Here is a 26,056-nt window from a genome sequence, read left to right as displayed (position 1 = left end):
AGTCGCGCAGATACAAGCGCGTCGGTCCCGCGCCGCGCAGGTTACGCTCGACCCGACCGGAGACCTCGATGCGCCTCAACCTCACCCGTTCACTGCTCCTGCTCGCCCTCGCCTCGCCGCTGCGCGCGCAGGACCCCCGCGCGGCCGCGAACATCGCGAGGGCCAAGTCGGCCCTCGCCCCGCTCGCCCCACTCGTCGGCCAGTGGGAGGGCGACGCCAGCGCGATGATAGGGCCGGGCCGGACGCTCCGCGTGCGACAGTCGGAGGACATCACCTGGGGCGCGGCGGGGACCGTCATCCTGATCAAGGGGACCGGTCGCGGCGTCGAAGGACCCACGGCCGGACAGGTCGTCTTCGAGGCGGCGGGGATCATCTGGTTCGACGCCGAGGCGGGCCGGGTGCGCATGATGACGCACCGCGACGGTCAGGCGGTGGAGCCCACCGTCGAGATCCGGCCGGATTCGCTGATCTGGGGCTTTCCGGTCCCCGGCGGCCGCGTGCGTTACACGATCGCCTTCGGGAACGATGCATGGCATGAGGTCGGCGAGTTCCTGCGCGAGGGCGCGCCGCCCATCGCGACGGCGGAACTCAAGCTCCGCCGGCTCCCGCGCTGACGGTCATGGCTCGAGCGCGATCAGCACCGCATCGGCGCGTCCAGCGGCGATCGTCAGCACCGCCACGCTCGGGAGCAGGTCGAAGCGCCGCGGCCCGGCCGCGCCGGGGTTGATCACCAGCCGCTCCCCGACGCGCTCGATCAGCTGCCGGTGCGTGTGCCCGTAGACGCAGACGTCCGCGTCATACGCCGCGGCGACGGTCGCGGCCCCCGGACGACCGAGCTCATGCCCATGGCTCACGTGGATCCGCACGCCTCCGACCTCGAGGTCGAGGCGATCGACCAGACGTGCGTCCCACTCATCGCAGTTGCCGTAGACCGCACGGACCGGCGCGATCACCGCGAGTTCGTCGAGGATCGTGTCGCCGCAGACGTCGCCGGCGTGGAGGATGAGGGAGACGCCGGCGAGCGCCGTGTGCACATCGGGCCGGAGGAGCCCGTGCGTGTCGGAGATCAGTCCGATCCGGACCGGCGCCGTCATCAGTCCTCGGACTCGCCCCAGCGCGGCGCGAGCGTGTTCGGGACGCCGAGGTGGTCGAGCGCGCGCGCGACGATGAAATCGACCAGCTGGTCGATGCGCTCCGGCCGGTGATAGAACCCCGGCGCCGCCGGCATGACCGTCGCGCCGGCGAGCGTCACCGTCCGCATGTTCTCCAGATGGATGAGCGAGAGCGGGGTCTCGCGCGTGACCAGGAGCAGCGGCCGCCGCTCCTTGAGCGCGACATCCGCGGCGCGCTCCACGAGGGACCGCGAGGTGCCCGCCGCGATGCTCGCCACCGTCCCCATGGAGCAGGGGCAGATGACCATGCCGCCGGCGAGCGACGAGCCCGACGCCGGGGCCGCACCGCGATCCCCGTCATCGAAGACGGTGACAAGGCGGTCGAACCGCTCGGCGCCGACCGCGGTCCGGAGCTCGGCAAGATCCGCGATCGCCGACTCGGTGCGCAGCAACCGGAACCCGTGCGAGGAGACGATGAGCGAGACCCGCCGCCCAGCGACCAGCAGCTGCTCCAGCAGTCGGATGCCATACGGCGCACCGCTCGCGCCGGTGATCGCCATGACGATGGGCGCCGTGAGGTCGGTGGGACGCGTCATGCGAGCAGCCGGTCCGCGAGGACGCAGGCGAAGAAGGCCATCGAGATCACGCCGTTCATGGTGAAGAAGGCCGCATCGAGCTTGCTCAGGTCCTCCGCGCGAACGAGCGAGTGCTCGTACGCGAGGAGGACCGCCGCCACCGCCACGCCGACCCACGCGAGTGTGCCGGCGCCCACCGCCCACACCGTCACCGAGAGCGCGGTGATCGTCACCAGGTGCAGCGCACGCGACACGAGGATCGCGCGCGGGACGCCGAGCGCGGCCGGGATCGAATGCAGCCCCTGCGACCGGTCGAAGTCCACGTCCGGCAACGCGTACAGGATGTCGAACCCACCCGACCACGTCATCACCGCGACGGTGAGCGCGATCAGCAGCCACCAGGGATCGCTCCACGCACCGGTGACCGCGAGGTATCCCCCGACCGGCGCGATCGCGAGACCGAGGCCGAGCACGAGGTGCGCGTAGCGCGTGAAGCGCTTGGTGAACGAGTAGAAGCAGACCCACCCGAGCGCGACCGGGGAGAGCCAGAGGCACAGCGGATTCAGCATCCACGCCGAGACGAAGAACAGCGCCGCGGCGACCGCGACCGTCCCCCACGCCTCGCGCACCCCGATCGCCCCGCGCGGGATCTCGCGCTGCGCCGTGCGCGGGTTGCGCGCGTCGAAGTCGCGGTCGACGATCCGGTTCACCGCCATCGCCACCCAGCGCGCACAGGTGAAGGCGAGCACCACCCAGCCGACGCGTCCGAGCGTGATCGGCGCGATCCGCGAAGCGAGCGTGACGCCGACGAGCGCGAAGGGCAGCGCGAAGACCGTGTGCGGCAACTTCACGAAGCTGGCCCAACGGGCGAACCCGCCCTCGCCGGCGAAGGTCTGCCCCTCGCGCGGCGCGCGCGGCGCGGTGCGCGGTTCGGTCACGTCGGTCCCAGTCCGAGCGTCGGCCACATCGCATCCACCTTCGCCTTGGTCGCGGCGTCCATCTCGATCACCGTCGGCCAGTCGCGCGTGAAGCCCTCCTCGGGCCACTTCCGCGTCCCGTCGAGTCCCATCTTCGAACCGTACGAGAAGGCGCGACTCGAGTGGTCGAGCACGTCCATCGGCCCCATCGTGAAGCGCGTGTCGCGCTCGGGGTCGATGTTGTTGAGCGCGACCCACCACGCCTCCTGCGGGTTACGCACGTTCACCCACTCGTCGACGACGACGATCACCTTCGCCAGCGACATCAGCCCCTGGCCCCAGAGCGCGTTCATCACCTTGTACGCGTGCCCCGGGTACGCCTTGCGGATCGAGACCAGCACGAGGTTGTGGAAGACGCCTTCGGCCGGCATGTGGTAGTCCACGATCTCCGGCGTCGTGAGCTTGAGCAACGGGAGGAAGATCCGCTCGGTCGCGTGCCCGAGGTAGAAGTCCTCCATCGGCGGACGGCCGACGATCGTCGCGCAGTAGACCGGATCCTTGCGCATCGTCACCGCCGTGACATGCACGCGCGGGTAGCGGTCGGCCTCGGAGTAGTAGCCGGTGTGGTCGCCGAAAGGCCCCTCGACCACGAGCTCCTCCTGCGGGTCGATGTACCCCTCGATGACGAACTCGGCCTCGGCGGGAACCTCGAGGTCGCAGGTGATCGCCTTCACCAGCTTCACCGGCTTGCGGCGCAGGAAGCCCGCGAAGATGAACTCGTCGATGTTCGGTGGGAGGGGGGCGCTCGCCGAGTACATGCTTGCGGGGTCCGCCCCGACGACGATGCAGACCGGCATGCGCTCGCCCTTCTCCGCCATCTGCCGCCAGTGCTCGGCGCCCGTCTTGTGGCGCTGCCAATGCATCGCGACGTGCCGCTTGCCCATCTGCTGCACGCGGTACATCCCGACGTTCCGGATGCCGCGCTTCGGGTCCTTCGACACCACCGCCGTCATGGTGATGAACGGGCCACCGTCCTCCGGCCACGTCGTGAGGACCGGGATCCGGTCGAGGTCGATGTCGTTCCCCTGCCACACGACCTCCTGACAGGGCGCGGGCGCCGAGACCGTGCGCGGCGGGAACTTGGAGACCTCGAGCAACCGCGGGAGCAGTGACAGCTTCCCGAGGAAGCCCTGGGGCACCTTGAGGTCCAGGAGCTTCGTGATGCGATCACCATGCTCGTCGAGCCGCTCGACGCCGAGCGACATCGCCATGCGCGTCATCGACCCGAAGAGGTTGATCGCGACGGGGAACTTCGAGATCGACCCGTCGCGCAGGACCGGCCTCTCGAAGAGGAGTGCGGGGCCGCCGCCGGGCATCTTCATGACCCGGTCCGCGATCTCGCACATCTCGAGCTCGACCTTCACGGGCTCCTTGATGCGTCGGAGCTCGCCCGCCCCCTCGATGGCGGCGATGAACTCCTGCAGGGTGTCGAGTGAATCGGTCACTTGGTTCCCACGTGCACGGCCGCGATCCCGAAGGTCAAGGCTTCCCACCGCACGTCGCGGAAGCCGGCCGCCGTCATCGCCGCGGCGAGCACCTCGGTCTCGGGGAAGTTCGCCACGGAGCGCGGCAGGTAGGTGTAGGCGGTCTTGTGACCGCTGATGATCCGGCCGATCACCGGCAGGATGTTGTGGAAGTAGAACAGGTAGCCGGCGCGCACGAGCGGGACCCGTGGCGTCGAGAACTCGAGGATCACGAACCGCGCCCCCGGCCGCAGCGCCCGGTGCACCTCGCGAAGCCCCGCTCCCAGGTCCGCCACGTTGCGGATCCCGAACGCCACGATCGCCCCGTCGAAGGTGTCATCCCGGACCGGGAGCGCCAGTGCATCCGCGACCACCGGTGCCAGGATCTCCGCCGGCGCCTTCCCGACGCCCGCGCGCAGCATCGGCTCGGCGAAGTCGGCACCGACGATCCGGCCCGCGAACCCCGGCTTCCGGCTCAACTCCGCGCCGACGTCGAGCGTTCCCGCGCAGAGGTCGAGATACGTGCCCTCGGGCGCGCGATCCCACCCGAGCCGTTGGAGGGCGAGCGTGCGCCAGCGGCGATCGATGCCGAGCGAGAGCAGGCGGTTGAGAAGGTCGTAGCGCGGGGCGATCTCCGAGAAGATCCGCTGGACGTAGCTGCGCTTTCCGGCCGCCGAGGTGCCCTCGGCGGCCGCCTTGGCCTCGAGAGCCTCCGAATCGATCGTGTGCGGCATAAGACGTGAAAGTTGCCCGGCACCGCGACCCCGGGCAAGTTTCCCGACAGCGAATGGCGCCCCCCCTCGACCTGCCCAATCTCCCGGATGCCGACGTCGTCGCACTTGCCCAGAAGGGCAAGGAGGCGGCGTATCGCGAGCTCATCCGTCGGTACGAGCGGCCGGTCTACTCGCTCATCTTCCGCATGGTGCGTGACGCGACCGCGGCCGAGGACCTCGCGCAGGACGCCTTCATCAAGGTCCTGAACCACATCGACAAGTACCGGCCCGAGTTCAAGTTCTCGAGCTGGCTCTTCAAGATCGCGAACAACATCGCGATCGACCACCTCCGGCGGCGCCATCTCGACACGATCTCGATGGACGGCTCGCCGAACGCGACGAGCGCCTCCGACGTCGAAGCGACCTCGTTCGAGCTCGCCGACCAGGGCGAGAACGCGCTCGACGAGCTGACCGCGAAGGAACTCGGCAGCGCCATCGAGCGCGCCATCGCGTCGCTCCGCCCGGAGTACCGGAACTGCATCATGCTCCGCCACGTCGAGGGCCGCAGCTACGAGGAGATCGCGGCGACGCTCGACCTGCCACTCGGGACCGTGAAGACCTACATCCATCGCGCGCGGCACCAACTGCGGGACGCGCTCGAACACCTGCGGGAGTAGGCCGAGGCTGCGGAAGAGGGCACGCCGGACCCGTGTCCCCGAACACTGCCCGAACCGGCTCGGACCGCCTTCCTCCTTCCGCCTTCCGCCTTCCGCCTTCCGTCCGCTGCTCTGAAACCCCCGGGCCCCCACCCGCGTACGCCCCTCCGGAGACTCTCATGAACCACCGCCACCTCCTCCCCAACGAGATCGACCTCCTGGTCGACGGCGACGCCGGATTCGGCGTCGCCCCGCTACGGGCGCACCTCGCCGAGTGCGGCGATTGTCGCGCGCGCTACGACGAGCTGCGGATCGTCGCCGAGGCCGTCGACGCCCTGCCCCACTTCACGCCGAACCTGCGCTTCGCCGATGGCATCATGGCCCAGGTGCAGATCGTCGAGCCGTGGCACGTCGCCGCGACCGAATCGGCCCGCCGACTCATCCCGACGAGCACGCCGATGCGGGTACTCGTCGGCGCTGGGGCCGGACTCGCGGCCGTCACGATCTCGGGAAGCGCCGCATGGCTCGCGTTCCGCGGTGACCTCGCCGGCTGGGTGGTGGGACTCTTCCTCGATCGCACACGCCAGACGCTCGTGACGGGCGCGGGGGAGGTCGCGGCGGGTGCCCTGGGCGCCGACGCCACGACGACCCTCGCCTCGGGCGGACTGGCGACTCTCGCCATCACCTCCGCCGTCCTCGCCGTCGCGGCGACCGGCGCGGTGCTGGGCTTCCGCCGCCTCGCCGTCACCGCTCGCGCCAACCGGAGCTAGCCCGATGCGGCGCTCCCTGGTCGTCCTCGCCGCGGCGCTCCTCGCGCTCGCGGCCGCGCCCGGTTCCGCAGGCGCACAGCTCAGCACGGCTGCCGTACCCGCCGAGAGCGTGACCGTGGCGCTCGGCGCCCTGCATGTCTCCGAGGACAGCGTGCGGCTGAACGGCCGTTATGTCCGCGGCGACGTCACCATCGCTGCAGGCGATACCGTCCGCGGTCCCCTCGTCGTGATCGGCGGCACCGCGGAGATCCTCGGCGTCGTCGCCGGTGACGTCCACACGCTCTGGGGCGACGTCGTCGTCCGGCAAGGCGGCGCCGTGGCCGGTAGCGCGACCGCATACCGCGGGACGGTGACCATCGACGGCGGTCAGGTCCGCGGATCGATGGATTCCTGGCAGCGCGCCGCCGTCGCGGCGACGGCGACCGCGCCGATGTCGCGCGCGCGGATGCTCGCGGTGACGGGCGGGTGGGCGGCGGTGCTCGTCGTCGTCGGACTCCTCGTCCTCGTGCTGCTCGCGCCGAACCTCGAGCGCACCGCGCGCGTCCTTGAGGAGGATTTCGGGCGTGCCTTCTTCGTCGGCGTGCTCGGCCAGTTCGGCTTCCTGCCGCTCCTGCTCCTCGCCTGCGTCGCACTCGCCGTGACGGTGGTCGGGATCCTGCTCATCCCGTTCGTGCTGGTCGCCGCTCCCATCGCGCTCGCGGGCATCATCACGCTCGGCTGGCTCGCGCTCGCCCTGATGGCCGGCCGCGCCCTCACGAAGGCTCGTCACGAGGGCACGTCGCGGGCCGAGGCGCTCCGGGCGCTCGTCATCGGCGTCGGTATGCTCATGACACCGTGGCTCCTCGCGGCGGCGTTGCAGGGCACCGGCATGCCCGCACTGTTGGCGCGCATCGTCGCGGTCGCCATCGCGTGGGTCGCGGTCAGCGCCGGCTTGGGCGCCGCCCTGCTCTCGCGGGCCGGCGGCGGGCGGCGCGCCTCGGCCGAGCGACCGCAGCCACCGATGCAGGGGTGGCAGACCCCGACGCCGGTGGCCGGGGTGGCGGCCGCCCGGCGTCCGATCCCGGCGCGGCCCGGCGCTACCCCGCAGTAGTCCGCACGCCGAGCTGCTTCGCCACCGCCATCGCGACGGCGGTGAGCTTCTTCGCGGCGGACGACTCGGGGTCGGAGACGACGATGGGCGCGCCGCGATCCGCGCCCTCGAGCACCGGCGGGTAGAGCGGAATCTCGCCGAGCAGCGGCACTTGCAGCTCATCCGCCAGCCGCTTCCCGCCGCCAGTGCCGAAGATCGCCATCGGCTTGCCCGTCTCCGGCGACTCGAAGTAGCTCATGTTCTCGACCACGCCGAGCACCGGCACGCCCGTACGGCGGAACATCATCGCGCCGCGCAGCGCATCACCCACCGAGACCTCCTGCGGCGTGGTGACGATCACCGCGCCAGCGACGCTCGTCGCCTGCACGAGCGAGAGCTGGGCGTCGCCGGTGCCGGGCGGCATGTCGACGAGCAGCAGGTCGAGGTCGTTCCAGTCGACGTCCCGCAGGAACTGCGTGATGATCTTCATGACGATCGGGCCGCGCCAGATCGCGGGCTGGTCGCGCTCGATGAGGAAGCCGAGCGAGATCACCTTCACGCCGTGCGCGAGCAGCGGCATGATCTTGTCGTTCTGCACCGGCGGGGCTTCGTCCACGCCCATCATGCGCGGGATGTTCGGGCCGTAGATGTCGGCGTCCATCAGCCCCACGCGATAGCCGGCCTTCGCGAGCGCGATGGCGAGGTTGGTCGTCACGGTGGACTTGCCGACGCCGCCCTTACCCGACGAGACCGCGACGATGCGTCCGAGCCTCGGATAGGTGACCGGGGTCGGCGCGGCCGGCGTGCGCGGCGCCGCGGCCGGCTCGTTCATGACCGGCAGGGCGCGCGCCTTGGCACTCGGTGGGGCGGCCGCGGGCGCTGGGGCCGAGGAGGGCACGGGCGCTTCGGCAGCATCCTTCACGTCGACGCGGACATCGGTGACGCCCTCGACCTTCTCGAGCGCCTGACGGACTTGCCGCGCGAGCGTCGGGTCGTCCTGCGCCGCGAGGAGAAGGGTCACGCGCACCTTGCCGTCGCGCGTGGCCGCGATGTCGCGCACCTGCTGGGTCTGGTAGAGCGACGCGCCCGTGCGCGGATTGGCGATCGGGGCCAGCGCCTCGGCGAGGCGGGCCTGGAGTGTCTCGGTCATTCTGGGATGAGTCAGGGGATGGACATCAGCATCTGAACGATAGGTCGCGGTCGAACGCGCGCACAGCGCCCCGCGCGATCAATCCGCCAACGCGCCGGATTCAAGGAGTCGCCGACACTCGGAGAGCACGCGCGTCTCCACGTCGGCCAGGCTCCCGGCGATGAGCGCGCCGGACGCACGCGCATGGCCGCCGCCACCGAAGACCTTCGCGGCGGTGTTCACGTTCACGCCGGCCACGCTGCGCCACGAGACCTTCACCTTCCCATGTCCCAGGTCCCGGAACAGCAGGGCGAGTCGGACGCCGGCGATCGAGCGCGGGTACTCGGAGACGCCGTCGAGGTCCTCGCTGGAGACCCCGTGCCGCTCGAGCGCGCCGGCCTGGATCCGCACCCATGCCATGCCGTGCGCCATGTCGACCTGGAGGCTATCGAGGGCGTCCCGCAACAGATGCAGCCGACCGAGCGGCACGCTCCCATAGATGCGCGCGTACATCTGCTCCGGGTCGACGCCGGCCGTGAGCAGCACGGCGGCGACGGAGAGACAGCGCGGCGACGTGTTCCCGAACCGGAAGCCGCCCGTGTCCGTCACCAGCGCGGTGTAGAGTGACCGCGCGATGGGGGTCGTGATGGTCAGACCGCGCGCCTTCGCGAAGTCGAACACGAGCTCGGCCGTCGCACACGCGGCCGTGTCACTGAGCATCGTCCGTCCCGGGGGTTCCTCGCCGGGCAGGTGATGGTCGATGACGAGGGCGTCCTGGGGGAGCGCACGCACCGCGTCGGCGAGCACGCCGAGCCGCTTGAGGTCGCTGATGTCGAGGACGATGAGGCGATCGATCCCCTTGAGCGCGGCCGCCCCCTCGGCGCTCCGTTCCTCGACGTCATCCCCGAGCAGCCAGCGGAAGAGCTCCGGCCAGGGGGTCGGGTTCACGATGTAGGCGCGGATCCCCATCTGGCCGAGGAGACGCGCGAGCGCCGTCTGCGAACCGCAGCCATCCCCGTCGGCATTGATGTGCGTCGAGAGTGCGACCGTCATTCCCGGCCGGAGTTCGGCCGCGAGGCGCGTGATGGCCTCGAGGCGGGCGGCCGGGACGTTCAGGATGTCCTGCAATGCTAGACCGAGTAGTTGGGCGCTTCGCGCGTGATGGTCACGTCGTGCGGGTGCGACTCGCGCAGGCCGGCGGCGGTGATGCGGACGAACTCGGCCTCGGTCCGGAGCGCATCGAGGGTGGCGGTGCCGGAATAGCCCATGCCCGAACGCAGGCCGCCGACCATCTGGTAGAGCACGTCGGAGACGGGACCCTTGTAGGGGACGCGCCCTTCGATGCCCTCGGGCACGAACTTCTTCGAGGCCATCTCGCCGTCCTGGAAGTAGCGGTCGGCGCTGCCATCCTGCATCGCGGAGAGCGATCCCATGCCGCGGATCATCTTGAAGCGACGGCCCTCGGCGAGGATCGATTCGCCCGGGCTCTCCTCCGTCCCGGCGAGCATCGATCCCATCATCACGGTGGAGGCACCGGCGCCGATCGCCTTGACGATGTCGCCGGAGTACTTGATGCCGCCGTCGGCGATGATCGGCACGTCGCCGGCACCGATGACCGCATCCATGATGGCCGTGAGCTGCGGAACGCCGATGCCCGTGACGACGCGCGTGGTGCAGATGGAGCCCGGTCCGACGCCGACCTTGATGGCATCGACCCCGCGGTCGGCGAGGGCGCGCGCCGCGCTCGTCGTCGCCACGTTGCCCGCGACGAGTTGCACCTGCGGGAAGGTCTCGCGGACCTTCGCGGTGGCATCGAGCACGCCCTGCGAGTGCCCGTGCGCCGTGTCGACGATGAGGGCATCGACGCCCGCATCGATGAGCGCCTTCGCGCGGGCGAGGAAGTCACCGCTCGCGCCGATCGCGGCCGCGACGAGCAAGCGCCCCTCGTGGTCCTTGGCGGCGTTCGGGTAGGCGCGACGCTTGTGGATGTCCTTCACGGTGATGAGGCCGATGAGCTTGCCCGCATCGTCGACGACGGGAAGCTTCTCGATGCGGTGCTTGCCCATGATCTGTTCGGCGGCGTCGAGCGAGGTGCCGGCCGGCGCCGTGATGAGGCGGTCCTTCGTCATCGCCTCGGAGAGCGGGCGGTCGAGATGCCGCTCGAACTGGAGGTCGCGGTTGGTGATGATCCCGACCAGTGTGCCGCTCGCGTCCACCACGGGGACACCGCTGATGCGGAACCGCGCCATGAGCGCGACCGTCTCGCGCAGGGTCGCGGATGGCTGGAGCGTGATCGGGTTGCGGATCATGCCGCTCTCGGAGCGCTTCACGCGATCGACCTCGGCCGCCTGCCGATCGATCGACATGTTCTTGTGGAGCACGCCGATGCCGCCGGCGCGCGCCATCGCGATGGCCATCTCGGATTCGGTGACGGTGTCCATCGCCGCGGAGACCAACGGCACCTGAAGCGTGATCCCGCGCGTGAAGCGCGTCGTCGTGGTCACGTCCTTCGGATGGACCTGCGAGTGCCGCGGGACGAGCAGAACGTCGTCGAAGGTCAGCGCGGCGTCGGTGCGGATGCGATCAGTCGGGAGTCCCATCCTGCAATTTGCGCGGTGACCACTCCCTTTTCCAGCGGGTCAGGCGCTTCCGGCAGGCTTGGGGGGATCGGGCGGCTTCGGCGCCGGCGCCGCAGGCGCAGCCGGCGCGGCCGCGGACTTGGTGGCGCCCACGAGGTCGTCCGCGACGGACTTCCCGGCCGCCGCGACCCCACTGAGGACGTTCATCGCCTTGCCCATGAAGCCCATCGCCTCGGCGACGGTACTGGCGGACACGTTGCCTGCCCGGAGCGTGTCCTCGATCCCCTCGGCGAAACGCTGGAAGACGTTCGGACCGGGCGCCTGCCGCTGCGCGTACTTCGACTCCAGGAACTCGACGTAGTCGAGCACCATGTAGGCCTTGTCCTCCGGGAGCGCCTCGAGACGGCGAAGGATGCGCTCCTTGAGCAGATCGTTCACTGCGGGAATCCCCAGCGCGCGCGCTCACCGCGCGCATCGACGTGGACGAACGGGCCGTGCGCCCCTGTGGAACGATAGACCCCCAGTCCCCCGACGAGTTCCGGATACTTCTGCTCCACCTTCTCGACGAGCTTCGACAGGAAGATCGCATCGCGCATGTCGACCTTGCGATCCTTGTTGAGATCGTCCATGCGCCCGTCGCCGTTCACGTCGACATAGACGTCGGCCGCATCGCCGTACGTATGGCGGCTGTCGCGCGCCCTGCCGGCGGCGGTCCCGCGCGAGTTGTACTGTGGCGACCGGAAACCCGAGAGGACCCCGAGGCCCTGCGCCGGGATGCCGGCGAGCCGGAGTTCCGAGACGAGGAGTTCGAGCTTGTCGATCAGTCGCTCGTCGAGGAGGAGCATCTTCGGCCAGACGTCACGTTGGTCCTTCGTGAGGAACTGGCCCAGCGTGAAGTGCGTCGAGACATGCACGGCCTGATCGTCGGCGCCCACCTCGATGAAGCCGGCCGGCACGCGATACGCATCCGTCCGCGGGCGCCGCACCTCCGCGGGCCAGCGTCCGACGCGATACACCCCCACGCGTCCATCCTGCTTCTCGGCGAATGGGACGAGGGACACGAAGTGGAAGGTGTCGGCCGTGAGCGAATCGCGAACCGAGAGGATCCCCGGGATTGCGAGCGCGTCGGAGCCGAAGACCCGCGCGAGCCCGTCCAGCTCCTCGATCGGCGCGACGTCAGGCCGGATGATCCGGAACCGAAGCCGACCGCTGCGCCCGCGCAACGAGTCGGCCACCGACATCACTGGATCGTCAGCGGCAGGAGCGGTGGCGGCACCTGCGGCCGTCCCCAGAACCACGGTCGCCACGAGGGCGAACGCGCGAAGGGAGCGGGGGATTGCGGCGACTCGGTGCAAGGTCGAACCTCGGGTGCGTGTTCGAGGTCAAGGACGCAACATAACCGCGGCTGGTCCCAAGCCACAGTTCCAAAGTGATAGTGTCGGTCGAGGGAGTAAGATCCAGAGCGGAGACCGTTCGGTCAGTTTCGGCAAACCATACGGTCAGTACACGTACACTGGGGTGCCCACAGGAACGATCCGGAAGAGAGTCTCAATATCTTCGTTCCGGACTCGGATGCACCCATGACTGACCGAACGGCCGATACTCGTGGGATTGTCAGTTCCGTGGATGCCGTACCCGTCGCCCAGATAGAGGCGGTTCGCCCCGAGGACCCCGACGTAGCGTCGCTGGTTGGTGCCGAACGGCGGCACGATGAGTGAGTTCCCCACCCGGATCTCCTGGCCGTCCTTCACCTCGAACGGGACCTCGCGGCCATCGGGATAGCGCGTGACGACGTTCGCGCCGGAGATGGTCACGACCCCGCCACCCGGCGCGGGGACGGTCATGCCGCGTTCGAGACGCAGCAACTCGAGGTTCTTGCGTTGGGCGGCCTCGACGAAGTGCCAGTCGGGGGGGACCCAGGCCGGATCGATGTCCTTCCGCTGGACGACCAGGCGTCCGCGGGGGGTCTCGAACTTCCACTGCTCTCCGGTCGCGCCGGCCTTCTCGAGGAACTTGCCGCTCCCGGTGGCGACGCGGGTCTCGAACATCACTTCGTCACCGCGACGATACCAGAGGCGATTGTCGGCGATCGAGATGACGATGAACGGGGTGTTCGACGCCGAGTCGATGGCGGCGCGACCGCCGAGCTGTGTCGCGAGCGAGTCGGTGACGCCCCGGGCGATGGTCCTCGCATACAGCAGTGCACTCGAATCCGTGGCCAGTGCGAGCCGGGCCGCCTCTCGTTCCTCGCGGAGCCGCACCAGGTCGCGTGACTGGAGCACGACGCTCGTCGCGAGAGCGAGCGCAAGGACGCCGGTCACGGCGAGGGAGGGTATCTGCGGATCCATGCTAGAAGAAGTAGGCCGCGAACCCGGCCTTGAGATTGGGACGGATGGCGTCGAAATCGAGCCGGGAGACCCGGATGGTGCCGGCGGGCGCCGGGGTGGAATCGCGCGGCGACTCGGGCACGAGCCTGATACCGCCGGAGAGCGCGATCTCGCGGTCCGCGACCTGCTCGACGCGATGGATCCCGCGCGGGACATCCGCGTTGACGAGCGCGGAGCGCAGGACGATCTCGCCGCGCTCGAGGGTCAGTTGCCCGTCGCCGAGGGCGAGGGCGAGGTGCGCGTCGGCGGTGCGGGCGGTGCGGGCGCGCGCCTGTTCGAGCGCGAGGCGGATGCGATCGACCTCGGCGGCGAGACGGGCGTCGGCGGCCCCCTCGACGGCTGCAGCGCTGGCCTCGTTGAGGGACGCGATCTCGACGGCGAGGGCCCGGCGTTGCCCGAAGAGCACCGCGGTGCCGAGCGCACCGAGGATGGCGGCGGCGATCAGAATGGCGCGCGGCGTCACTGCTTGATGAACGAGAGGAGATCGAGGACCGGCGCGCCGGTGGGCTGCGATCGGCCGTTCCGCACGCGCGCAGTGATCATCACCTGGGCGAGCGGCGTCAGCCGTCGCGCCTCCTCGAGCAGGTGCGGAGGCACCGCGACGTAGAGGATCGCATTCTCCCCCGAGGGGCCCATCGCGAGCAGGTACGGCTCGTCCGGCTGGAGCGCGCGGCGCAGCGGATCGGCGGTCTGGAGCCCGACGACCTGCACGAGCCAGCGCACGGTGCGGCCGCGCAGGCCCTCGGGATCGAGACGCAGGTCGGCGGCGGTGAGGGAGGCGGCGTAGCTCGAATCCGCCGGGACGAGGGAGTTCTCGGGGACCCACGCCTCGATGCGCACGCGGACCCAGCCGCGATCGCGCACGACGGGCTCGACGACGGCGCCGCTGTCGAGCATGCCGATGGCGCGCGTGCCCGGTGCGAGACTCAGGGGGACGGTCGCCGTCGCGCGAAGGGCCCCGTCGCGATACTCGACCACCGGCGGGGCCGGCGGGGGGACGGCCGTCGTCTCCGCCGGACGCGGCGCGGGCACGGCGGGCGTTGGCGTGGTCGCGACCGCCGGTGCCGGGCGGGCCGCGGACTGCGCCGCGAGCGCGGAGGAGAGGACCCATCCATCGCGGCGGATCCGCGCCCAATCGCCCTTCCGCTCCACGATCCGGATCCCCGCGCCGGCCTGCAATACCCCGAGGATGCGCGCGTTGAGCGACGCGTCGGCGCGCAGACGCAGCGTGCCGCTGCCCCCGACGGTCGCGGGGAACGAATCCCGCTTGGCGCCCAGGCGCGAGGCGTCGATCCATCCTTCGAGCGTGACGGTGGTGAAGCCACCCCGCGCGGTTCCGGTCCGCCACACGGTCCCCGACTCGACGGTCGCGATGATGTTGCCGTCGGGCACCGCCCGCACCTCGGCGTCGCGCGTGGTGCGTCCCTGCTGTGCCGCGATCGGCACGGCGAGGGACGCGGCGCAGAGGGCCGCGACGGTGAGGGACGTGAAGGAACGAAGCAGGTGCATCGCTGGTAGGGGGGGAGGCATGGGGCTAGATTGCGCTCTCGCGCGTCTCTCTAGTCTCGCGCACGTCACTCGAAGGTATACCCCGCACGGAACAGGGCCAAGATGGCTTCGAAGGTGGACCGGCCGGTCGTCCTCGTCGTGCTCGACGGCTGGGGCTATCGCGAACAGACCGAGGGCAACGCCATCGCGATGGCGCGCACGCCCACGTGGGACCGCCTCTGGGCGCGTGCCCCCCGTACGCTCCTCGAGGCGAGCGGGCGGGCCGTCGGCCTTCCCGAAGGCCAGATGGGGAACTCCGAGGTGGGGCACATGAACCTCGGGGCTGGGCGCGTGGTGGTGCAGGACCTGGTCCGGATCGGTGATGCCATCCGCGACGGGTCGTTCTTCTCGAACGCGACGTTCCGCGCCGCCTGCGCCCACGCGCGCGCGAACGGCGGGACCCTGCATCTCGTGGGGCTCGTCGGGGATGGCGGCGTGCACGGGCACGACGACCACCTGGTGGCGCTGGTCGAGCTGGCGACGCGCGAACGCGTCCCCAAGGTCGCGTTGCACCTCTGCCTCGACGGCCGCGACACGTTGCCGACCTCGGCGCTCGGGTTCGTGCGCGCCCTCCGCTCTCGGATCGGCGAGCGCGCGACGATCGCGAGCATCGGCGGGCGCTACTTCGGGATGGACCGCGACCAGCGGTGGCCGCGGACGCAGAAGTGGTACGACGCCGCGGTCCGCGGCGTGGGCCCGTCCACCGACGACCCGATCGCGTTCATCGAGGGGAACTACGCGCGCGGCGTGACGGACGAGTTCCAGGAGCCGGCGGTCGTGGTGCGCGATGGGCGGCCGGTCGCGCCCATGCGGGACGGGGACGCGGTGATCTGCTGGAACTTCCGCTCCGACCGCATGCGCCAGATCGTGCGCAGCCTCGCGATCGCGGGCTTCGACGGCTTCGACGTGCGCGACCGACCGCGCCTCCACGTCGCGACGATGACGCAGTATGACCAGACATTCGGGCTCCCGATGGCCTTCGAGCCGTTCTCGATGGCGAAGATCATGGCCGAGGTGCTGCAGGACCACGGCATGAGCTCGCTGCGGACGGCGGAGACGGAGAAGTATCCCCACGTCACGTACTTCTTCAACGGCGGGAACGAGGTGCCGTACGCGGGCGAGGAACGGATCCTCGTGCCGAGCCAGAAGGTGGCGACCTACGACCTGATGCCGGAGATGAGTGCGCCGGGGATCACCGAGGCGCTCACGAAGGCGATCCTCGGCAAGACCCACGAGTTCACGCTCTGCAACTACGCCAATGGCGACATGGTCGGACACAGCGGCAACATCGCCGCGACGATCCAGGCCGTGGAGTGCGTGGACCAGCAGTTGGCGCGGATCGTGGAGGCGGCGGAGCGCGCGGGCGCGCGGCTGCTGATCACGGCGGACCATGGCAACTGCGAGATGATGATCGACCCGGCGACGGGGGGCCCGCACACGGCCCATACCACCAACCCCGTGCCGCTCCTGCTGGTCGAGGACGGCGCGTCGGGCCCGCTGCGCGCCGGTGGCGCGCTCTGCGACATCGGCCCCACCGTCCTCGCGATGCTCGGCGTCGAGCCACCGCGCGAGATGACGGGCCGCGACCTGCGACTCCCTGGAGCGACCGCGTGATCCGTCGTACCCTTCCGATCGCTCGCGCGATCGCCATCGTCGCGCTCGGCGCGACCTCCCTCGCCGCGCAGCAGGTGGGCTACACGCCCGAGACGAGCCCCTTCCAGGACCTGCGCGGGAAGCAGGCCCTGACGGTCACCACCGGCGTGATCGCGCCGGGCGGCGATCCGGCCGGCGTCGGCCCGCGCACCGGGACGCAGGTGAGCCTGCGATACGAGCTGCTGCTGACCGGGCCCCTCTGGTTGCAGACGCGCATGACCTATGCGCCGCGGCTGGATCGCACCTACAAGGATCCGCTCGTGACGGGTGCCCCGCGGATCCTCGGCACATCGACGCGACCGTTGACGGCCCTCGAAGCCGGATTCGGGATGAATCTCACCGGCAACAAGTCCTGGAACGGGCTCGTGCCGCAGGTGCACGGTGCGGTCGGCTGGGTGAGCGGCGGTACCGCGCAGGCGGATCCGGGCGGCTACCTCTTCGGCAACAAGTTCACCATCTCGTACGGCCTCGGGCTGCGGATCCCGACGGGGAATCGCTGGGAGGTGAGTGCCGATCTCACGCACCTGTTCTGGAAGTACACGTATCCGATCGACTATGGACCGGATGGAGCGGCGGTCACGCCGATCGTCTCCAGCGGCACGCTCTCCCCGTGGAAGGGGAACCTCCTCCTGAACATCGGCATGAGCCGGTTCTTCTTCCGGTGACGCCGCCGCGGGTCGCCACGCTCACGCGGCGCGTGACCTTCTCGGCGGCGCACCGGTACAGGCGCCCCGAGTGGGACGACGCCCGGAACGCGGCGGTGTTCGGCGCGTGCGCGCACCCGAACTGGCACGGGCACACCTACACCTGCGACGTGACCGTCGGCGGTCCGATCGATCCCGTGACCGGCTTCTGTGCCGACCTCGCCGCGCTCGACCGCGCGCTCCGCGAGCGCGTGCACGCGGTGCTCGACCACCGGAACCTCGTGCTCGACGTGCCGGCCTTCGCGGAGGGGAAGCTCATCCCCACCTCCGAGAACGTCGCCTGGTGGATCGCGGAACAGGTGCAGGACGCACTTGGCCCGACCACGCGTGTGGTGCGGGTGCGGCTCGCCGAGGAGGCAGGACTCTGGGCCGAGGTGGACCCCGCATGACGGTGCCGCCCGACGGCGCGCCGAGCCTCGATGCGGTCGACGAGGTGCCCGTCTGGCTCGAGGTGAACGGCCAGCCGGCCGTGACGTGGATGTGCACGCCCGACCAGTTGCCCGAGCTCGTGGTCGGCTGGTGCTTCGGCGAAGGGTACATCGATTCCAAGGCGGACCTGCTCTCGATGCGCCCCTGCGCGAAGGAGCCCGGGTTCTGGGTCACGGTGCCAGCGGCGCGGTACGAGACGGTCGAAGGGCAGGAGCGGCGGCGCGTGCTGGCCTCGGGCTGCGGCGCGGTGACGACCATCCTCGGTTCGCTCTCGAACGTTCCGCGTCGCACGACGCGGCCGCCGGTGCCCGACCTGGCGCGCACGCGCCTCCTCTTCAAGGAGCTGTTCGCGCGCGGCGAGCGCTACGCGACCACGGGCGGCATCCACGCCGCCGCGCTCACCGACGGCGAAGCGCTGCTCGCGCACGCCGAGGACATCGGGCGGCACAACGCGGTCGACAAGGTGCTCGGCCAGCGGCTGCTCTCGGGCGAACGGCCGGACGACCTGATCCTCCTCGTGACGGGCCGCATCTCCGGCGAGCTCGCGTTCAAAGCGGCGCGCGCGCGCATCGCGGTGGTGGCGACGCCGAGCGTGCCCAGCACCATCGCCGTGGAGATCGCGCAGGCCGCGGGGATGGTGCTGGTGGGGCGCGCGGTCTCGGGGCAGCCGCAGGTCTGGACGGCATGAGGGTGTGCGCATGAGCGCGCCGCGCATGAACGCGCCGCGACGCCGGTGCGTGGGCGTGATCCTCGCTGGTGGCGGGGCGACCCGCTACGGCGGGCGCCCGAAGGGTCTCGAGCGGGTGGGCGGGAGTCGGATCATCGACCGGGTGGCCGCCGCCCTGCGTCCGGTGACCGACGACCTCCTGCTCATCGCGAACGACGCCGACGCGGGATCGTGGCTGCCGGGCGTACGTGTGCGGTCTGACGTGCGACCCGGCGAAGGCGCGCTCGGCGGCCTGCACGCCGCGCTCGCGCACGCCGGGGACGACATCCTGCTCGTCGCGTGGGACATGCCGTTCGTGCCCTCGGTGCTGCTGGAAGCGCTCCGGCATCGCGGGGAGCGCGGGGACGCGGACCTCGTGGTCCCCGCGAGCGACGGCTCGCGCCGCGGCGTGGAGCCGCTCTGCGCCTGGTATGCCGCGGCCTGCCTGCCGCCGGTGACCGCCGCACTGGAGGCCGGTGACCGACGCGTGATCGCGTTCCACGACGCGGTGCGGGCGGTCCGGATGCCGCTGGAGGACGTGCAGCGCTACGGTGACCCGGCGATGCTCTTCGCGAACGTGAATACTCCTGAGGACCTGGCGCGGTGGTCCCCGAGCGCGCCACCGCCGCTACTGGCGATCGTCGGCAAGAAGCATGCGGGAAAGACCACTCTCACGGTCCGGCTCTCCGCGGAGTTGTCGCGTCGAGGGCATCGGATCATGACGCTCAAGCACGGATCGCACACGTTCAACCTCGATCCGGCCGGGACCGACACCTACCGGCACTATCATGAGGGGAACGCCGAGCGCGTCGCGATGGCGTCGCCCGACAAGTTCGCGCTCGTGATGCGATGGGATCGCGAGCTGGCGCCGGAGACGCTCGCCGCGCGCTACCTTGGCGAGGCGGACCTCGTGCTCTGCGAGGGCTTCAAGACGAGTGCGCTGCCCAAGGTGGAGATCCATCGCGCGTCGGAGCACACGACGTCGCTCCTCGCCGACGGGCCGCCGAACGCGGGCAGTTGGCGTGCGCTGGTGTCGGACGTGATGATGCCCGGGTTCGACGGTGCGCGGTTCGCCCTCGACACCGATGATTGGCTCGACGCGCTCGCCGACTGGGTCGAGCGCGAGTATCTCTCCCCTGCCCTTCGATGACCGCCATCCCCGCACCGATCCGCCGAACGTTCAACCGCCGGTGGCGAACCGGCATCGTCGCCGGGACCCTCTGGGTCATCACCGCCTGCGCCACGGCGGCCGGAGGGTCGGGGACCGCGACCGCGGCGGGAGCCATCACGCCCGGCCTGCGTCGCGTCCCCGCCCCCTCGGAGTCCTTGCGCGCCGAACCGAACGGGTCGCGTACCTCGGCGACGGCGCGCCGCGCCCTCGCGCAGCTGGCCGATTCGCTCCTCGGCGATCCGATGTTCCGGTCCGCGCACTGGGGCGTGCTCGTCGTCGACGCGGCCTCCGGCGACACGCTGTACTCGCGGAACGCGGGCAAACTCTTCATGCCGGCCTCGAACCAGAAGCTCATCACCGGCGCGACCGCGCTCGCGCTCCTCGGTGGCGACTTCCGCTTCGAGACGCGCGTGCTCGGCGCCTCGACGCCGATCCACGGCATCCTCACGGGCGACCTCGCCGTGATCGGCTCGGGCGATCCCAGCGTGAGCGATTCGCTCGCCGGCGGCGACGCGATGGCGCCGATGCGCGCGCTCGCCGACTCGCTCGCGGCGCGCGGCATCACCGAGGTCACGGGCCGTCTCATCCGAGGTGGCGACGCCTTCCCCGACTCGACACTCGGGTACGGCTGGGCCTGGGACGACCTCGACTACGACTACTCGGCGCCGGTGGACGAGCTGTTCTTCAACGAAGGGTTCGCGCGCGTCACGATCGTGGCCGGGCGGACACCCGGGAGCGCGGTCACCGTGCGCACGTCGCCCGCGGGCACGGTGCCGCGGATCGGCCGAGTGGAGGTCTCCACCGCAGAGGGCTGCTGCATGCAGCGCTCGCGTGTGGAGTGGTACGGGGTCGTGCGTGATGGGCGCCCGCAGCTCGACCTGCGTGGCGAGATGCGGCCGGGCGACAGCGTGACGGTGGCCGTCGCGCTGCGCCACTCGTCCGCGGCATGGCTCGACGCGTTCGGCGAGGCACTCGCGGCGCGCGGCATCACGGTCCGCGGCGGAGTGGAAGCGAACGCGATCGCGGACACGGCCGGCCTCATGCCGCTCGCGACGCGCACCTCGCCGCCCCTGCGCGAGATCCTCCCGCGATTCGAGAAGCCGTCGCAGAACCAGTTGGGCGAGATCCTCTTCAAGACGCTTGGCCGTGCGCGCACCGGCGTGGGCACCGCCGACAGCGCCCGTCGAGTCGTCGAGCGGCAGCTCGTCGCCTGGGGCGCCGACAGCGCCGGATTCGCCGTGCGCGACGGCAGCGGACTCTCGCGCCACGACTACCTCTCCCCGGAGACGATCGTGCGCGTGCTCGACGCGATGCGGCGGCACGCCGAGTTCCGGACCTTCTATGATGCACTGCCGGTCGCCGGTGTGGACGGCACGATTCGCAACCGGATGCGCGGCACGCCGGCCCAAGGCAACGTGCACGCCAAGACGGGGACGCTCGACAAGGCGCGCGCCCTCTCCGGCTATGTGACGACCGCCGACGGCCGCCTGCTGCTCTTCTCGATGCTCGCGAACAACCATGTGGTCCCGAACCGGGAAGTCGAGCGCGTGCAGGACACCCTCGCCGCGTTCCTGGCGGGCGCGACGCTCGGGGCGCCCTGATGCTCTCGGTCGCCGAGGCGGTCGCCCGGATCGTCGCGGGGGTGCGACCGCTCGAGGAGGAGTCGGTGCCGCTGCGCGACGCGCTCGGGCGCGTGCTGGCGCACGACGTGATCTCGCCGATCACGCTCCCGCACTGGACCAACTCGGCGATGGACGGCTACGCCGTTCGCGGGGCGGACGTCCTCGGGGCGAGCGACGCGGCCCCGGTCGAGTTGCCGGTGCTCGAGACGATCGCCGCGGGCGCATTCGCGACCGTCCCGCTCGGGCCCGGCCAAGCAACGCGGATCATGACCGGCGCGCCGCTCCCGGAGGGCGCCGACACCGTGATCCGAGTCGAGGACACCGACGCGGGCCTCGCGCGCGTCCGCATCCTCAAGGACCGTGACGCGCACAAGAACATCCGGCTCCGCGGCGAGGACCTGCACGAGGGGACGGTGGCGCTCCCGCGCGGCATCCCCGTCGGCGCGGCCCAGGTGGGCATCCTCGCTTCCGTCGGACAAGCGTCGGCCCGCGTGCATCGCCGGCCACGGGTGGCCATCCTCGGCTCGGGCGATGAACTCGTCGACCTCGATCGTTTCGACGAGGTGCGCGCCGGCCGGAAGATCGTCAGTTCGAACTCGTACACGCTCGACGCGCTCGTGCGCAGCGCCGGCGGCGAACCGATCGGTCTCGGCCACTCGGCGGACACGTTCGACGCGATGCGCGCATTGCTCGAGCGCGCGATCGAGCTGCGGCCGGACCTGATCGTGACGTCGGCGGGCGTGAGCGTGGGCGAGTTCGACCACACGCGCACCGCCCTCGAGTCGCTCGGCACGGTGATGGATTTCTGGAAGGTGCGCATGCGGCCCGGTGCGCCGCTCGGGTTCGGCGCCGTGCGCGGCATCCCGTGGATCGGCCTCCCGGGGAATCCCGTCTCGGCGATGGTCACGTTCGAGCTGTTCGTCCGTCCCGCGATGCGCCGGATGCTCGGGCACACGCGGCTGCACCGTCGCCCCATCGCCGTCCGGCTGGACGAGCCGGTGAGCATCGGCGCGAAGCTCACGCACTTCCTGCGCGCCATCGTCACGCCGCGCGTCGACGGCGTGCTGACGGCACGCCTCACGGGGCCGCAAGGCTCGGGGATCCTCACCTCGATGTCGCTCGCGAACGCACTGCTGGTGGTCCCGGAGGACCGATCGACCGTTCCCGCCGGGGAGACGCTCTCCGCCCTGCTCCTCACCGAGGATGCCGGGACGGCCGAGGGGTTCGCGCTGTGAGCGCGCCTCTCGCCTCCGCTGGGCGACATTGATGCGCCCGGAACTCGCCACGCTTGACCGGCGCTTCATGCTGGTGCCGCAGGAGGTCGCGCTCCCGATGGGGATGGTGACCCTCGAGAAGCCAAGGAGCGCCGACGACCTCATCAGCGAGGCCGACTTCGCCGAGGACGACCGACTGCCCTACTGGGCCGACCTCTGGCCGGCCGCGATCGTGCTCTCGACCTGGCTCGAGACGCATCCGACCGCGCCGCACGCCGACGGATCGCGCCCGCGCGCGATCGAGCTCGGCTGCGGGCTCGGGCTCGTGACGACCGCGGCGACGCGCGCGGGCTACGACGTCCTCGCGACGGACTACTACGTCGATGCGACACTGCTCACGGCCCGCAATGCGCTGACGGTCACCGGCCGGGAGCCGGCGGTCCGCATGGTCGACTGGCGGTCGTTCCCCGACGACCTCGGGACATTCGACCTGGTCCTCGCGGCGGATGTGCTCTACGAGCGGCCGTACGCCCCGTTGGTGGCCGAGGCGATCCGCCGGACCCTCGCACCCGGCGGGCGCGCGCTCGTCTCCGATCAGGGTCGCGTGGCGCTGGGGGACTTCCTGGTGGAGGCCAAGGCGCGACATCTGGTGCCGCGGATCGTCCATCATGAGACCCGGCCGACCGTTCCCGCCGCCCCGGAGGGCTCCGCCGTGCACTCGATCACCGTGTACGAACTGCGCCATGCCTAGCTCCGCCTTCTCCCCGCTGCAGATCATCGCGTTGCTGGTGATCGTCGGGATCGCCGCCTGGCTGATCCACCGTGCCGGCGCCGACCTGCGGGAGCAGCTCAAGGACCGGAAGCAGGCGGGGCCGAGGTTGTCGCCGGAGGAAGTGGCCGCGATCACCTCACGCGGGCTGGCGACGGCGGAGCAGCTGTTCGCGATGTCGCCGAAGGAACAGCAGATGCTCGCGGCGGCGGCGCTCGCGATGCAGGCGGGTCAGAACCAGCGGCGCACGCGCGAGCAGTAGTCCTCGTACACCGCGCCGAACTTGCGCCGCAGGTAGGCCTCCTCGCGCGGCACGACGAGCGCCGCAGTCATCAGCACCGGCACGACGACGAGCAGCACGACGGCGAGCTTGTCGGTCCACACGCCGAGCCCGACCTGGATGATCGCGAAGCCGATGTAGACCGGATTGCGCGACCGGGCGAACGGCCCCTCGTCGACGATCGCCTTGGTGGCCTTCCACGGCTCGAGCGGCGTGCGTTGTCGGTCGAAGACGACCTTGGCCCAGACGAGCAGCGCCGCGCCGATGGCGACCAGCGTGACGCCGACCGGATACCATCCGGCGGGTCGCGCGTGCGTCGGCCACGCGCGATGCAGCATGATGCCGGCGAGCATCGCCGCGAGGTACGCCAGCGGGGGCTTGTACGGCAGGTCGGGATGATCCGGCGACCCGTCCGGGAGCAGGCGCGGCGGCTTCGCCATCGAGTCGGTCAGCGCAGCTGCTGCGCGACGACCTCGGCGATGTCGTACACCGGGACCTCGCTGCCCTGCGCCTTCACGCCGTCGGCCATCATCGTCATGCAGAAGGGGCACGCGACCGCGATCGAGTCGGCCTTGGTCGCGAGTGCCTCCTCGGCGCGCTCGACGTTGATGCGCTTCCCGACCTTCTCCTCCATCCACATGCGACCGCCGCCGGCGCCGCAGCAGAGCCCCTTGTCCTGGTTGCGCGGCATCTCGACGAGGTTCATGACGGGCAGCGCGCGCTTGAGCGTCTCGCGCGGGGCGTCATACACCTGGTTGTAGCGGCCGAGATAGCAGGAGTCGTGATAGGTGAAGGTGCTCACCGGTCCGTGGAGGTCCTGGCGGAGCGGCACGCGGTCCTCGGCCATCAGCTGCTCGATGTAGGTCGAGTGGTGGATGACCTCGTAGTGGCCACCGAACTGCGGATACTCGTTGCCAAGCTGATGGAAGCAATGCGGGCAGGCCGTGACGACGGTCCGGACGCCGTAGCGCTCGAGCGTCTCGACGTTGTCCTTGGCGAGCATCTGGTAGAGGTACTCGTTCCCCATGCGGCGCGCGGGATCGCCATTGCACTTCTCCTCCTGTCCGAGGATGGCGAAGTGGACGCCGGCGGCCTGGAGGATGCGCGCGAAGGCCACGGTGGTCTTCTTCGCGCGGTCGTCGAAGGACCCCATGCACCCCACCCAGTAGAGCACCTCGGGCTTCTCGCCGCGCTCGACCATCTCGGCCATGGTCGGGATATCCATCCCGTCGGCCCACTTGCCGCGGTCGCCCGGGTCGAACGCCCACGGCGAACCGCTCGCTTCCATGGACTCGAAGGCCGGCATCATCTCCTCGGGGAAGCGCGACTCGGCGAGGACGAGGTTGCGGCGCAGCTCGTTGATGACGGAGAGCTGGTCGATCGAGACGGGGCACTCGTACACGCACGCGCGGCAGGAGGTGCAGGCCCAGAGCTCCTCGTCGGTGATGTAGGAGCCGAGCAGGTGCTTCTCGGCGATCCCGGCAGGGGCGTCGGGCGAGAGCGTCGCCTCGCCGTCCGCTCCGGTGATCATCCACGGCGCCTTCTCCTCGAGGCGCTCGCGGACGTTGATCATGATCTTGCGCGGGCTCAGCATCTTGCCCGTGGTGTTGGCGGGACAGACGCTCGTGCAGCGGCCGCACTCGGTGCAGGCGAAGCCGTCGAGCAGTGACTTCCAGCTGAGATGCTCGATGTCGCTCGCGCCGAACTGCTCGGCCTCGGCCCCCTCGAAGTCCATGGCGCGCATCGCGCCGACCGCTCCCGGACCGCTGGTGTTGGAGAGGTAGGTGTTGGGGAGCGATGCGACGACGTGCAGGTGCTTGGAGAACGGCAGGTAGTTGAGGAATCCGAGCACGAGCGCCGCGTGGGCCCACCAGAAGAACTCGTGCAACAGCAGCGGGGCGGGCATGTCCGGCCCGAGGCCGACCATCACGAGCGCGCGTGCGAGCGGATAGCTCACCGGGTACGCGGAGGCGAGCTCGTCCGGGGAGGCGACGAAGTGGAAGGCCTCGCTGAGGAACATCGTCAGCATGAGCGCCGCGATCCACGAGAGGATCAGGAGCGGATCGTTCGGGTGGGTCTCGGCGCCCTCGAGGCGCTTCACCTGCTTGGTGAGCCGGCGCCAGAGCGCGAAGGCGATCATCGCGAGGACGATCGCGGCGAAGCCCTCCTGGCTCAGGACGTAGAGCCGGAAGACCGGTTCGGGCAGGAAGCGGTCGTACCCGAAGCCGGGGAAGACGCCGCCGATGAGCATCTCGGTCGTGCTGGCCCCGAGGATCATGAACCCCCAGAAGATGAGGGCGTGCATGGGGCCGGCGACGGAGTCGCGGAAGATCTTCTCCTGGAAGATGCCGATGCGGAGGAAGTTCCCCACGCGACGCGGCACGTCGTTCCAGCGGGTGTCGTCGAGTCGGCCGAGGCGGAGGTAGCCGATGAGGCGCTGGACGTTGAAACTGAAGAGTCCGAGCGCGGCGACGAGGACAGCGAGGAAGAGCCCGTTGACGTCGGTCATGGGCGGAAGTTAGCCCGGAGG

28 protein-coding genes are annotated in these 26,056 nt (G+C 70.6%); 13 read left to right on the top strand and 15 right to left on the bottom strand.

Going from position 1 to position 26,056, the window contains the following annotated elements:
* Positions 1-68 precede the first annotated feature (68 nt).
* Entirely contained in the window at positions 69-614 is a 546-nt protein-coding gene (locus IPJ78_16225; protein MBK7908093.1) for a hypothetical protein, read from the top strand.
* 3 nt (positions 615-617) lie between these two features.
* Here IPJ78_16225 and IPJ78_16220 read toward each other — a convergent pair whose 3' ends face one another.
* From IPJ78_16220 to IPJ78_16200, 5 genes are all read right to left on the bottom strand, one after another.
* On the bottom strand, positions 618-1,094 hold the full coding sequence (locus IPJ78_16220; protein MBK7908092.1) for a metallophosphoesterase family protein: 477 nt from the start codon (positions 1,092-1,094) through the stop codon (positions 618-620).
* Positions 1,094-1,708, bottom strand: coding sequence for a UbiX family flavin prenyltransferase (locus IPJ78_16215; protein ID MBK7908091.1), 615 nt, complete (start codon positions 1,706-1,708; stop codon positions 1,094-1,096). Before IPJ78_16215 ends, IPJ78_16220 begins: the two co-directional genes overlap by 1 nt.
* Complete coding sequence (locus tag IPJ78_16210) at positions 1,705-2,538, bottom strand: UbiA family prenyltransferase (protein MBK7908090.1); 834 nt, start codon at positions 2,536-2,538, stop codon at positions 1,705-1,707. Before IPJ78_16210 ends, IPJ78_16215 begins: the two co-directional genes overlap by 4 nt.
* 83 nt (positions 2,539-2,621) lie before the next feature.
* Positions 2,622-4,109, bottom strand: coding sequence for a menaquinone biosynthesis decarboxylase (locus IPJ78_16205; GenBank protein MBK7908089.1), 1,488 nt, complete (start codon positions 4,107-4,109; stop codon positions 2,622-2,624).
* Positions 4,106-4,861: a ubiquinone/menaquinone biosynthesis methyltransferase gene (locus IPJ78_16200; GenBank protein ID MBK7908088.1), complete on the bottom strand. Its 756-nt coding sequence runs from the start codon at positions 4,859-4,861 to the stop codon at positions 4,106-4,108. Before IPJ78_16200 ends, IPJ78_16205 begins: the two co-directional genes overlap by 4 nt.
* 53 nt (positions 4,862-4,914) lie before the next feature.
* Between IPJ78_16200 and IPJ78_16195 the strand changes: the two genes are divergently transcribed.
* The 3 genes from IPJ78_16195 to IPJ78_16185 all read left to right on the top strand — a co-directional run bounded on the left by IPJ78_16195 (position 4,915) and on the right by IPJ78_16185 (position 7,356).
* The gene (locus IPJ78_16195; protein ID MBK7908087.1) at positions 4,915-5,517 is read left to right on the top strand and encodes a sigma-70 family RNA polymerase sigma factor; all 603 of its coding nucleotides are present in this window, start codon (positions 4,915-4,917) and stop codon (positions 5,515-5,517) included.
* A gap of 158 nt (positions 5,518-5,675) precedes the next feature.
* The gene (locus IPJ78_16190; protein ID MBK7908086.1) at positions 5,676-6,266 is read left to right on the top strand and encodes a hypothetical protein; all 591 of its coding nucleotides are present in this window, start codon (positions 5,676-5,678) and stop codon (positions 6,264-6,266) included.
* A gap of 4 nt (positions 6,267-6,270) precedes the next feature.
* A complete protein-coding gene (locus tag IPJ78_16185) occupies positions 6,271-7,356 on the top strand; it encodes a hypothetical protein (protein ID MBK7908085.1) in 1,086 nt (361 codons plus the stop codon).
* Here IPJ78_16185 and IPJ78_16180 read toward each other — a convergent pair.
* From IPJ78_16180 to IPJ78_16145, 8 genes are all read right to left on the bottom strand, one after another.
* The gene (locus IPJ78_16180) at positions 7,343-8,485 is read right to left on the bottom strand and encodes an Mrp/NBP35 family ATP-binding protein (protein ID MBK7908084.1); all 1,143 of its coding nucleotides are present in this window, start codon (positions 8,483-8,485) and stop codon (positions 7,343-7,345) included. The two genes, IPJ78_16185 and IPJ78_16180, sit on opposite strands and share 14 nt — an antisense overlap.
* Positions 8,486-8,563: 78 nt before the next feature.
* Positions 8,564-9,592 carry a bifunctional oligoribonuclease/PAP phosphatase NrnA gene (locus IPJ78_16175; GenBank protein ID MBK7908083.1) on the bottom strand — a complete coding sequence of 343 codons (1,029 nt, stop codon included), beginning with the start codon at positions 9,590-9,592 and terminating at the stop codon, positions 8,564-8,566.
* A gap of 2 nt (positions 9,593-9,594) precedes the next feature.
* A complete protein-coding gene (gene guaB / locus IPJ78_16170; protein ID MBK7908082.1) occupies positions 9,595-11,064 on the bottom strand; it encodes an IMP dehydrogenase in 1,470 nt (489 codons plus the stop codon).
* 39 nt (positions 11,065-11,103) lie between these two features.
* A complete protein-coding gene (locus IPJ78_16165; GenBank protein MBK7908081.1) occupies positions 11,104-11,481 on the bottom strand; it encodes a hypothetical protein in 378 nt (125 codons plus the stop codon).
* Positions 11,478-12,284 carry a DUF882 domain-containing protein gene (locus IPJ78_16160; GenBank protein MBK7908080.1) on the bottom strand — a complete coding sequence of 269 codons (807 nt, stop codon included), beginning with the start codon at positions 12,282-12,284 and terminating at the stop codon, positions 11,478-11,480. The genes IPJ78_16165 and IPJ78_16160 overlap by 4 nt, the downstream gene beginning before the upstream one ends.
* Positions 12,285-12,542: 258 nt before the next feature.
* Entirely contained in the window at positions 12,543-13,391 is an 849-nt protein-coding gene (locus IPJ78_16155) for a L,D-transpeptidase (GenBank protein ID MBK7908079.1), read from the bottom strand.
* A 1-nt stretch (position 13,392) separates the two neighbouring features.
* Entirely contained in the window at positions 13,393-13,893 is a 501-nt protein-coding gene (locus IPJ78_16150; protein ID MBK7908078.1) for a hypothetical protein, read from the bottom strand.
* A complete protein-coding gene (locus IPJ78_16145; protein ID MBK7908077.1) occupies positions 13,890-14,939 on the bottom strand; it encodes an SH3 domain-containing protein in 1,050 nt (349 codons plus the stop codon). The genes IPJ78_16150 and IPJ78_16145 overlap by 4 nt, the downstream gene beginning before the upstream one ends.
* Before the next feature lie 114 nt (positions 14,940-15,053).
* Here IPJ78_16145 and IPJ78_16140 point away from each other — a divergent pair, with 114 nt between their 5' ends.
* The 9 genes from IPJ78_16140 to IPJ78_16100 are packed head-to-tail and all read left to right on the top strand — an operon-like array spanning position 15,054 to position 23,508.
* Positions 15,054-16,592 carry a 2,3-bisphosphoglycerate-independent phosphoglycerate mutase gene (locus tag IPJ78_16140; GenBank protein MBK7908076.1) on the top strand — a complete coding sequence of 513 codons (1,539 nt, stop codon included), beginning with the start codon at positions 15,054-15,056 and terminating at the stop codon, positions 16,590-16,592.
* Positions 16,589-17,296 carry a hypothetical protein gene (locus tag IPJ78_16135; protein MBK7908075.1) on the top strand — a complete coding sequence of 236 codons (708 nt, stop codon included), beginning with the start codon at positions 16,589-16,591 and terminating at the stop codon, positions 17,294-17,296. The genes IPJ78_16140 and IPJ78_16135 overlap by 4 nt, the downstream gene beginning before the upstream one ends.
* On the top strand, positions 17,293-17,724 hold the full coding sequence (locus IPJ78_16130; GenBank protein MBK7908074.1) for a 6-carboxytetrahydropterin synthase: 432 nt from the start codon (positions 17,293-17,295) through the stop codon (positions 17,722-17,724). The genes IPJ78_16135 and IPJ78_16130 overlap by 4 nt, the downstream gene beginning before the upstream one ends.
* The gene (locus tag IPJ78_16125; GenBank protein ID MBK7908073.1) at positions 17,721-18,452 is read left to right on the top strand and encodes a formate dehydrogenase accessory sulfurtransferase FdhD; all 732 of its coding nucleotides are present in this window, start codon (positions 17,721-17,723) and stop codon (positions 18,450-18,452) included. Before IPJ78_16130 ends, IPJ78_16125 begins: the two co-directional genes overlap by 4 nt.
* A gap of 10 nt (positions 18,453-18,462) precedes the next feature.
* On the top strand, positions 18,463-19,620 hold the full coding sequence (gene mobB / locus IPJ78_16120; protein ID MBK7908072.1) for a molybdopterin-guanine dinucleotide biosynthesis protein B: 1,158 nt from the start codon (positions 18,463-18,465) through the stop codon (positions 19,618-19,620).
* Positions 19,617-21,242 carry a D-alanyl-D-alanine carboxypeptidase/D-alanyl-D-alanine-endopeptidase gene (dacB, locus tag IPJ78_16115; GenBank protein MBK7908071.1) on the top strand — a complete coding sequence of 542 codons (1,626 nt, stop codon included), beginning with the start codon at positions 19,617-19,619 and terminating at the stop codon, positions 21,240-21,242. Before mobB ends, dacB begins: the two co-directional genes overlap by 4 nt.
* Entirely contained in the window at positions 21,242-22,498 is a 1,257-nt protein-coding gene (locus IPJ78_16110) for a molybdopterin molybdotransferase MoeA (GenBank protein ID MBK7908070.1), read from the top strand. Before dacB ends, IPJ78_16110 begins: the two co-directional genes overlap by 1 nt.
* 31 nt (positions 22,499-22,529) lie before the next feature.
* A complete protein-coding gene (locus tag IPJ78_16105) occupies positions 22,530-23,228 on the top strand; it encodes a methyltransferase domain-containing protein (protein ID MBK7908069.1) in 699 nt (232 codons plus the stop codon).
* Positions 23,221-23,508 (top strand): hypothetical protein, encoded by a 288-nt coding sequence (locus tag IPJ78_16100; protein ID MBK7908068.1) that lies wholly within the window; start codon positions 23,221-23,223, stop codon positions 23,506-23,508. Before IPJ78_16105 ends, IPJ78_16100 begins: the two co-directional genes overlap by 8 nt.
* Here IPJ78_16100 and IPJ78_16095 read toward each other — a convergent pair.
* Positions 23,478-23,966: an isoprenylcysteine carboxylmethyltransferase family protein gene (locus tag IPJ78_16095; GenBank protein MBK7908067.1), complete on the bottom strand. Its 489-nt coding sequence runs from the start codon at positions 23,964-23,966 to the stop codon at positions 23,478-23,480. The genes IPJ78_16100 and IPJ78_16095 overlap by 31 nt on opposite strands.
* 8 nt (positions 23,967-23,974) lie before the next feature.
* Positions 23,975-26,035 carry a (Fe-S)-binding protein gene (locus IPJ78_16090; GenBank protein MBK7908066.1) on the bottom strand — a complete coding sequence of 687 codons (2,061 nt, stop codon included), beginning with the start codon at positions 26,033-26,035 and terminating at the stop codon, positions 23,975-23,977.
* Positions 26,036-26,056: the final 21 nt, after the last annotated feature.

It is taken from the genome of Gemmatimonadota bacterium, assembly GCA_016714015.1.
Classification (GTDB): Bacteria; Gemmatimonadota; Gemmatimonadetes; order Gemmatimonadales; family Gemmatimonadaceae; genus Pseudogemmatithrix.
This window is presented reverse-complemented; position numbering and strand designations above follow the sequence as displayed.

Bases quoted from the DNA above. Each gene is read 5' to 3' on its own strand.
- IPJ78_16225 (MBK7908093.1), top strand. From the start codon at position 69: ATGCGCCTCAACCTCACCCGTTCACTGCTCCTGCTCGCCCTCGCCTCG.
- IPJ78_16220 (MBK7908092.1), bottom strand. From the start codon at position 1,094: ATGACGGCGCCGGTCCGGATCGGACTGATCTCCGACACGCACGGGCTC.
- IPJ78_16215 (MBK7908091.1), bottom strand. From the start codon at position 1,708: ATGACGCGTCCCACCGACCTCACGGCGCCCATCGTCATGGCGATCACC.
- IPJ78_16200 (MBK7908088.1), bottom strand. From the start codon at position 4,861: ATGCCGCACACGATCGATTCGGAGGCTCTCGAGGCCAAGGCGGCCGCC.
- IPJ78_16195 (MBK7908087.1), top strand. From the start codon at position 4,915: ATGGCGCCCCCCCTCGACCTGCCCAATCTCCCGGATGCCGACGTCGTC.
- IPJ78_16190 (MBK7908086.1), top strand. From the start codon at position 5,676: ATGAACCACCGCCACCTCCTCCCCAACGAGATCGACCTCCTGGTCGAC.
- IPJ78_16185 (MBK7908085.1), top strand. From the start codon at position 6,271: ATGCGGCGCTCCCTGGTCGTCCTCGCCGCGGCGCTCCTCGCGCTCGCG.
- IPJ78_16180 (MBK7908084.1), bottom strand. From the start codon at position 8,485: ATGACCGAGACACTCCAGGCCCGCCTCGCCGAGGCGCTGGCCCCGATC.
- guaB (MBK7908082.1), bottom strand. From the start codon at position 11,064: ATGGGACTCCCGACTGATCGCATCCGCACCGACGCCGCGCTGACCTTC.
- IPJ78_16160 (MBK7908080.1), bottom strand. From the start codon at position 12,284: ATGTCGGTGGCCGACTCGTTGCGCGGGCGCAGCGGTCGGCTTCGGTTC.
- IPJ78_16155 (MBK7908079.1), bottom strand. From the start codon at position 13,391: ATGGATCCGCAGATACCCTCCCTCGCCGTGACCGGCGTCCTTGCGCTC.
- IPJ78_16145 (MBK7908077.1), bottom strand. From the start codon at position 14,939: ATGCACCTGCTTCGTTCCTTCACGTCCCTCACCGTCGCGGCCCTCTGC.
- IPJ78_16125 (MBK7908073.1), top strand. From the start codon at position 17,721: ATGACGGTGCCGCCCGACGGCGCGCCGAGCCTCGATGCGGTCGACGAG.
- mobB (MBK7908072.1), top strand. From the start codon at position 18,463: ATGAGCGCGCCGCGCATGAACGCGCCGCGACGCCGGTGCGTGGGCGTG.
- dacB (MBK7908071.1), top strand. From the start codon at position 19,617: ATGACCGCCATCCCCGCACCGATCCGCCGAACGTTCAACCGCCGGTGG.
- IPJ78_16110 (MBK7908070.1), top strand. From the start codon at position 21,242: ATGCTCTCGGTCGCCGAGGCGGTCGCCCGGATCGTCGCGGGGGTGCGA.
- IPJ78_16105 (MBK7908069.1), top strand. From the start codon at position 22,530: ATGCGCCCGGAACTCGCCACGCTTGACCGGCGCTTCATGCTGGTGCCG.
- IPJ78_16100 (MBK7908068.1), top strand. From the start codon at position 23,221: ATGCCTAGCTCCGCCTTCTCCCCGCTGCAGATCATCGCGTTGCTGGTG.
- IPJ78_16095 (MBK7908067.1), bottom strand. From the start codon at position 23,966: ATGGCGAAGCCGCCGCGCCTGCTCCCGGACGGGTCGCCGGATCATCCC.
- IPJ78_16090 (MBK7908066.1), bottom strand. From the start codon at position 26,035: ATGACCGACGTCAACGGGCTCTTCCTCGCTGTCCTCGTCGCCGCGCTC.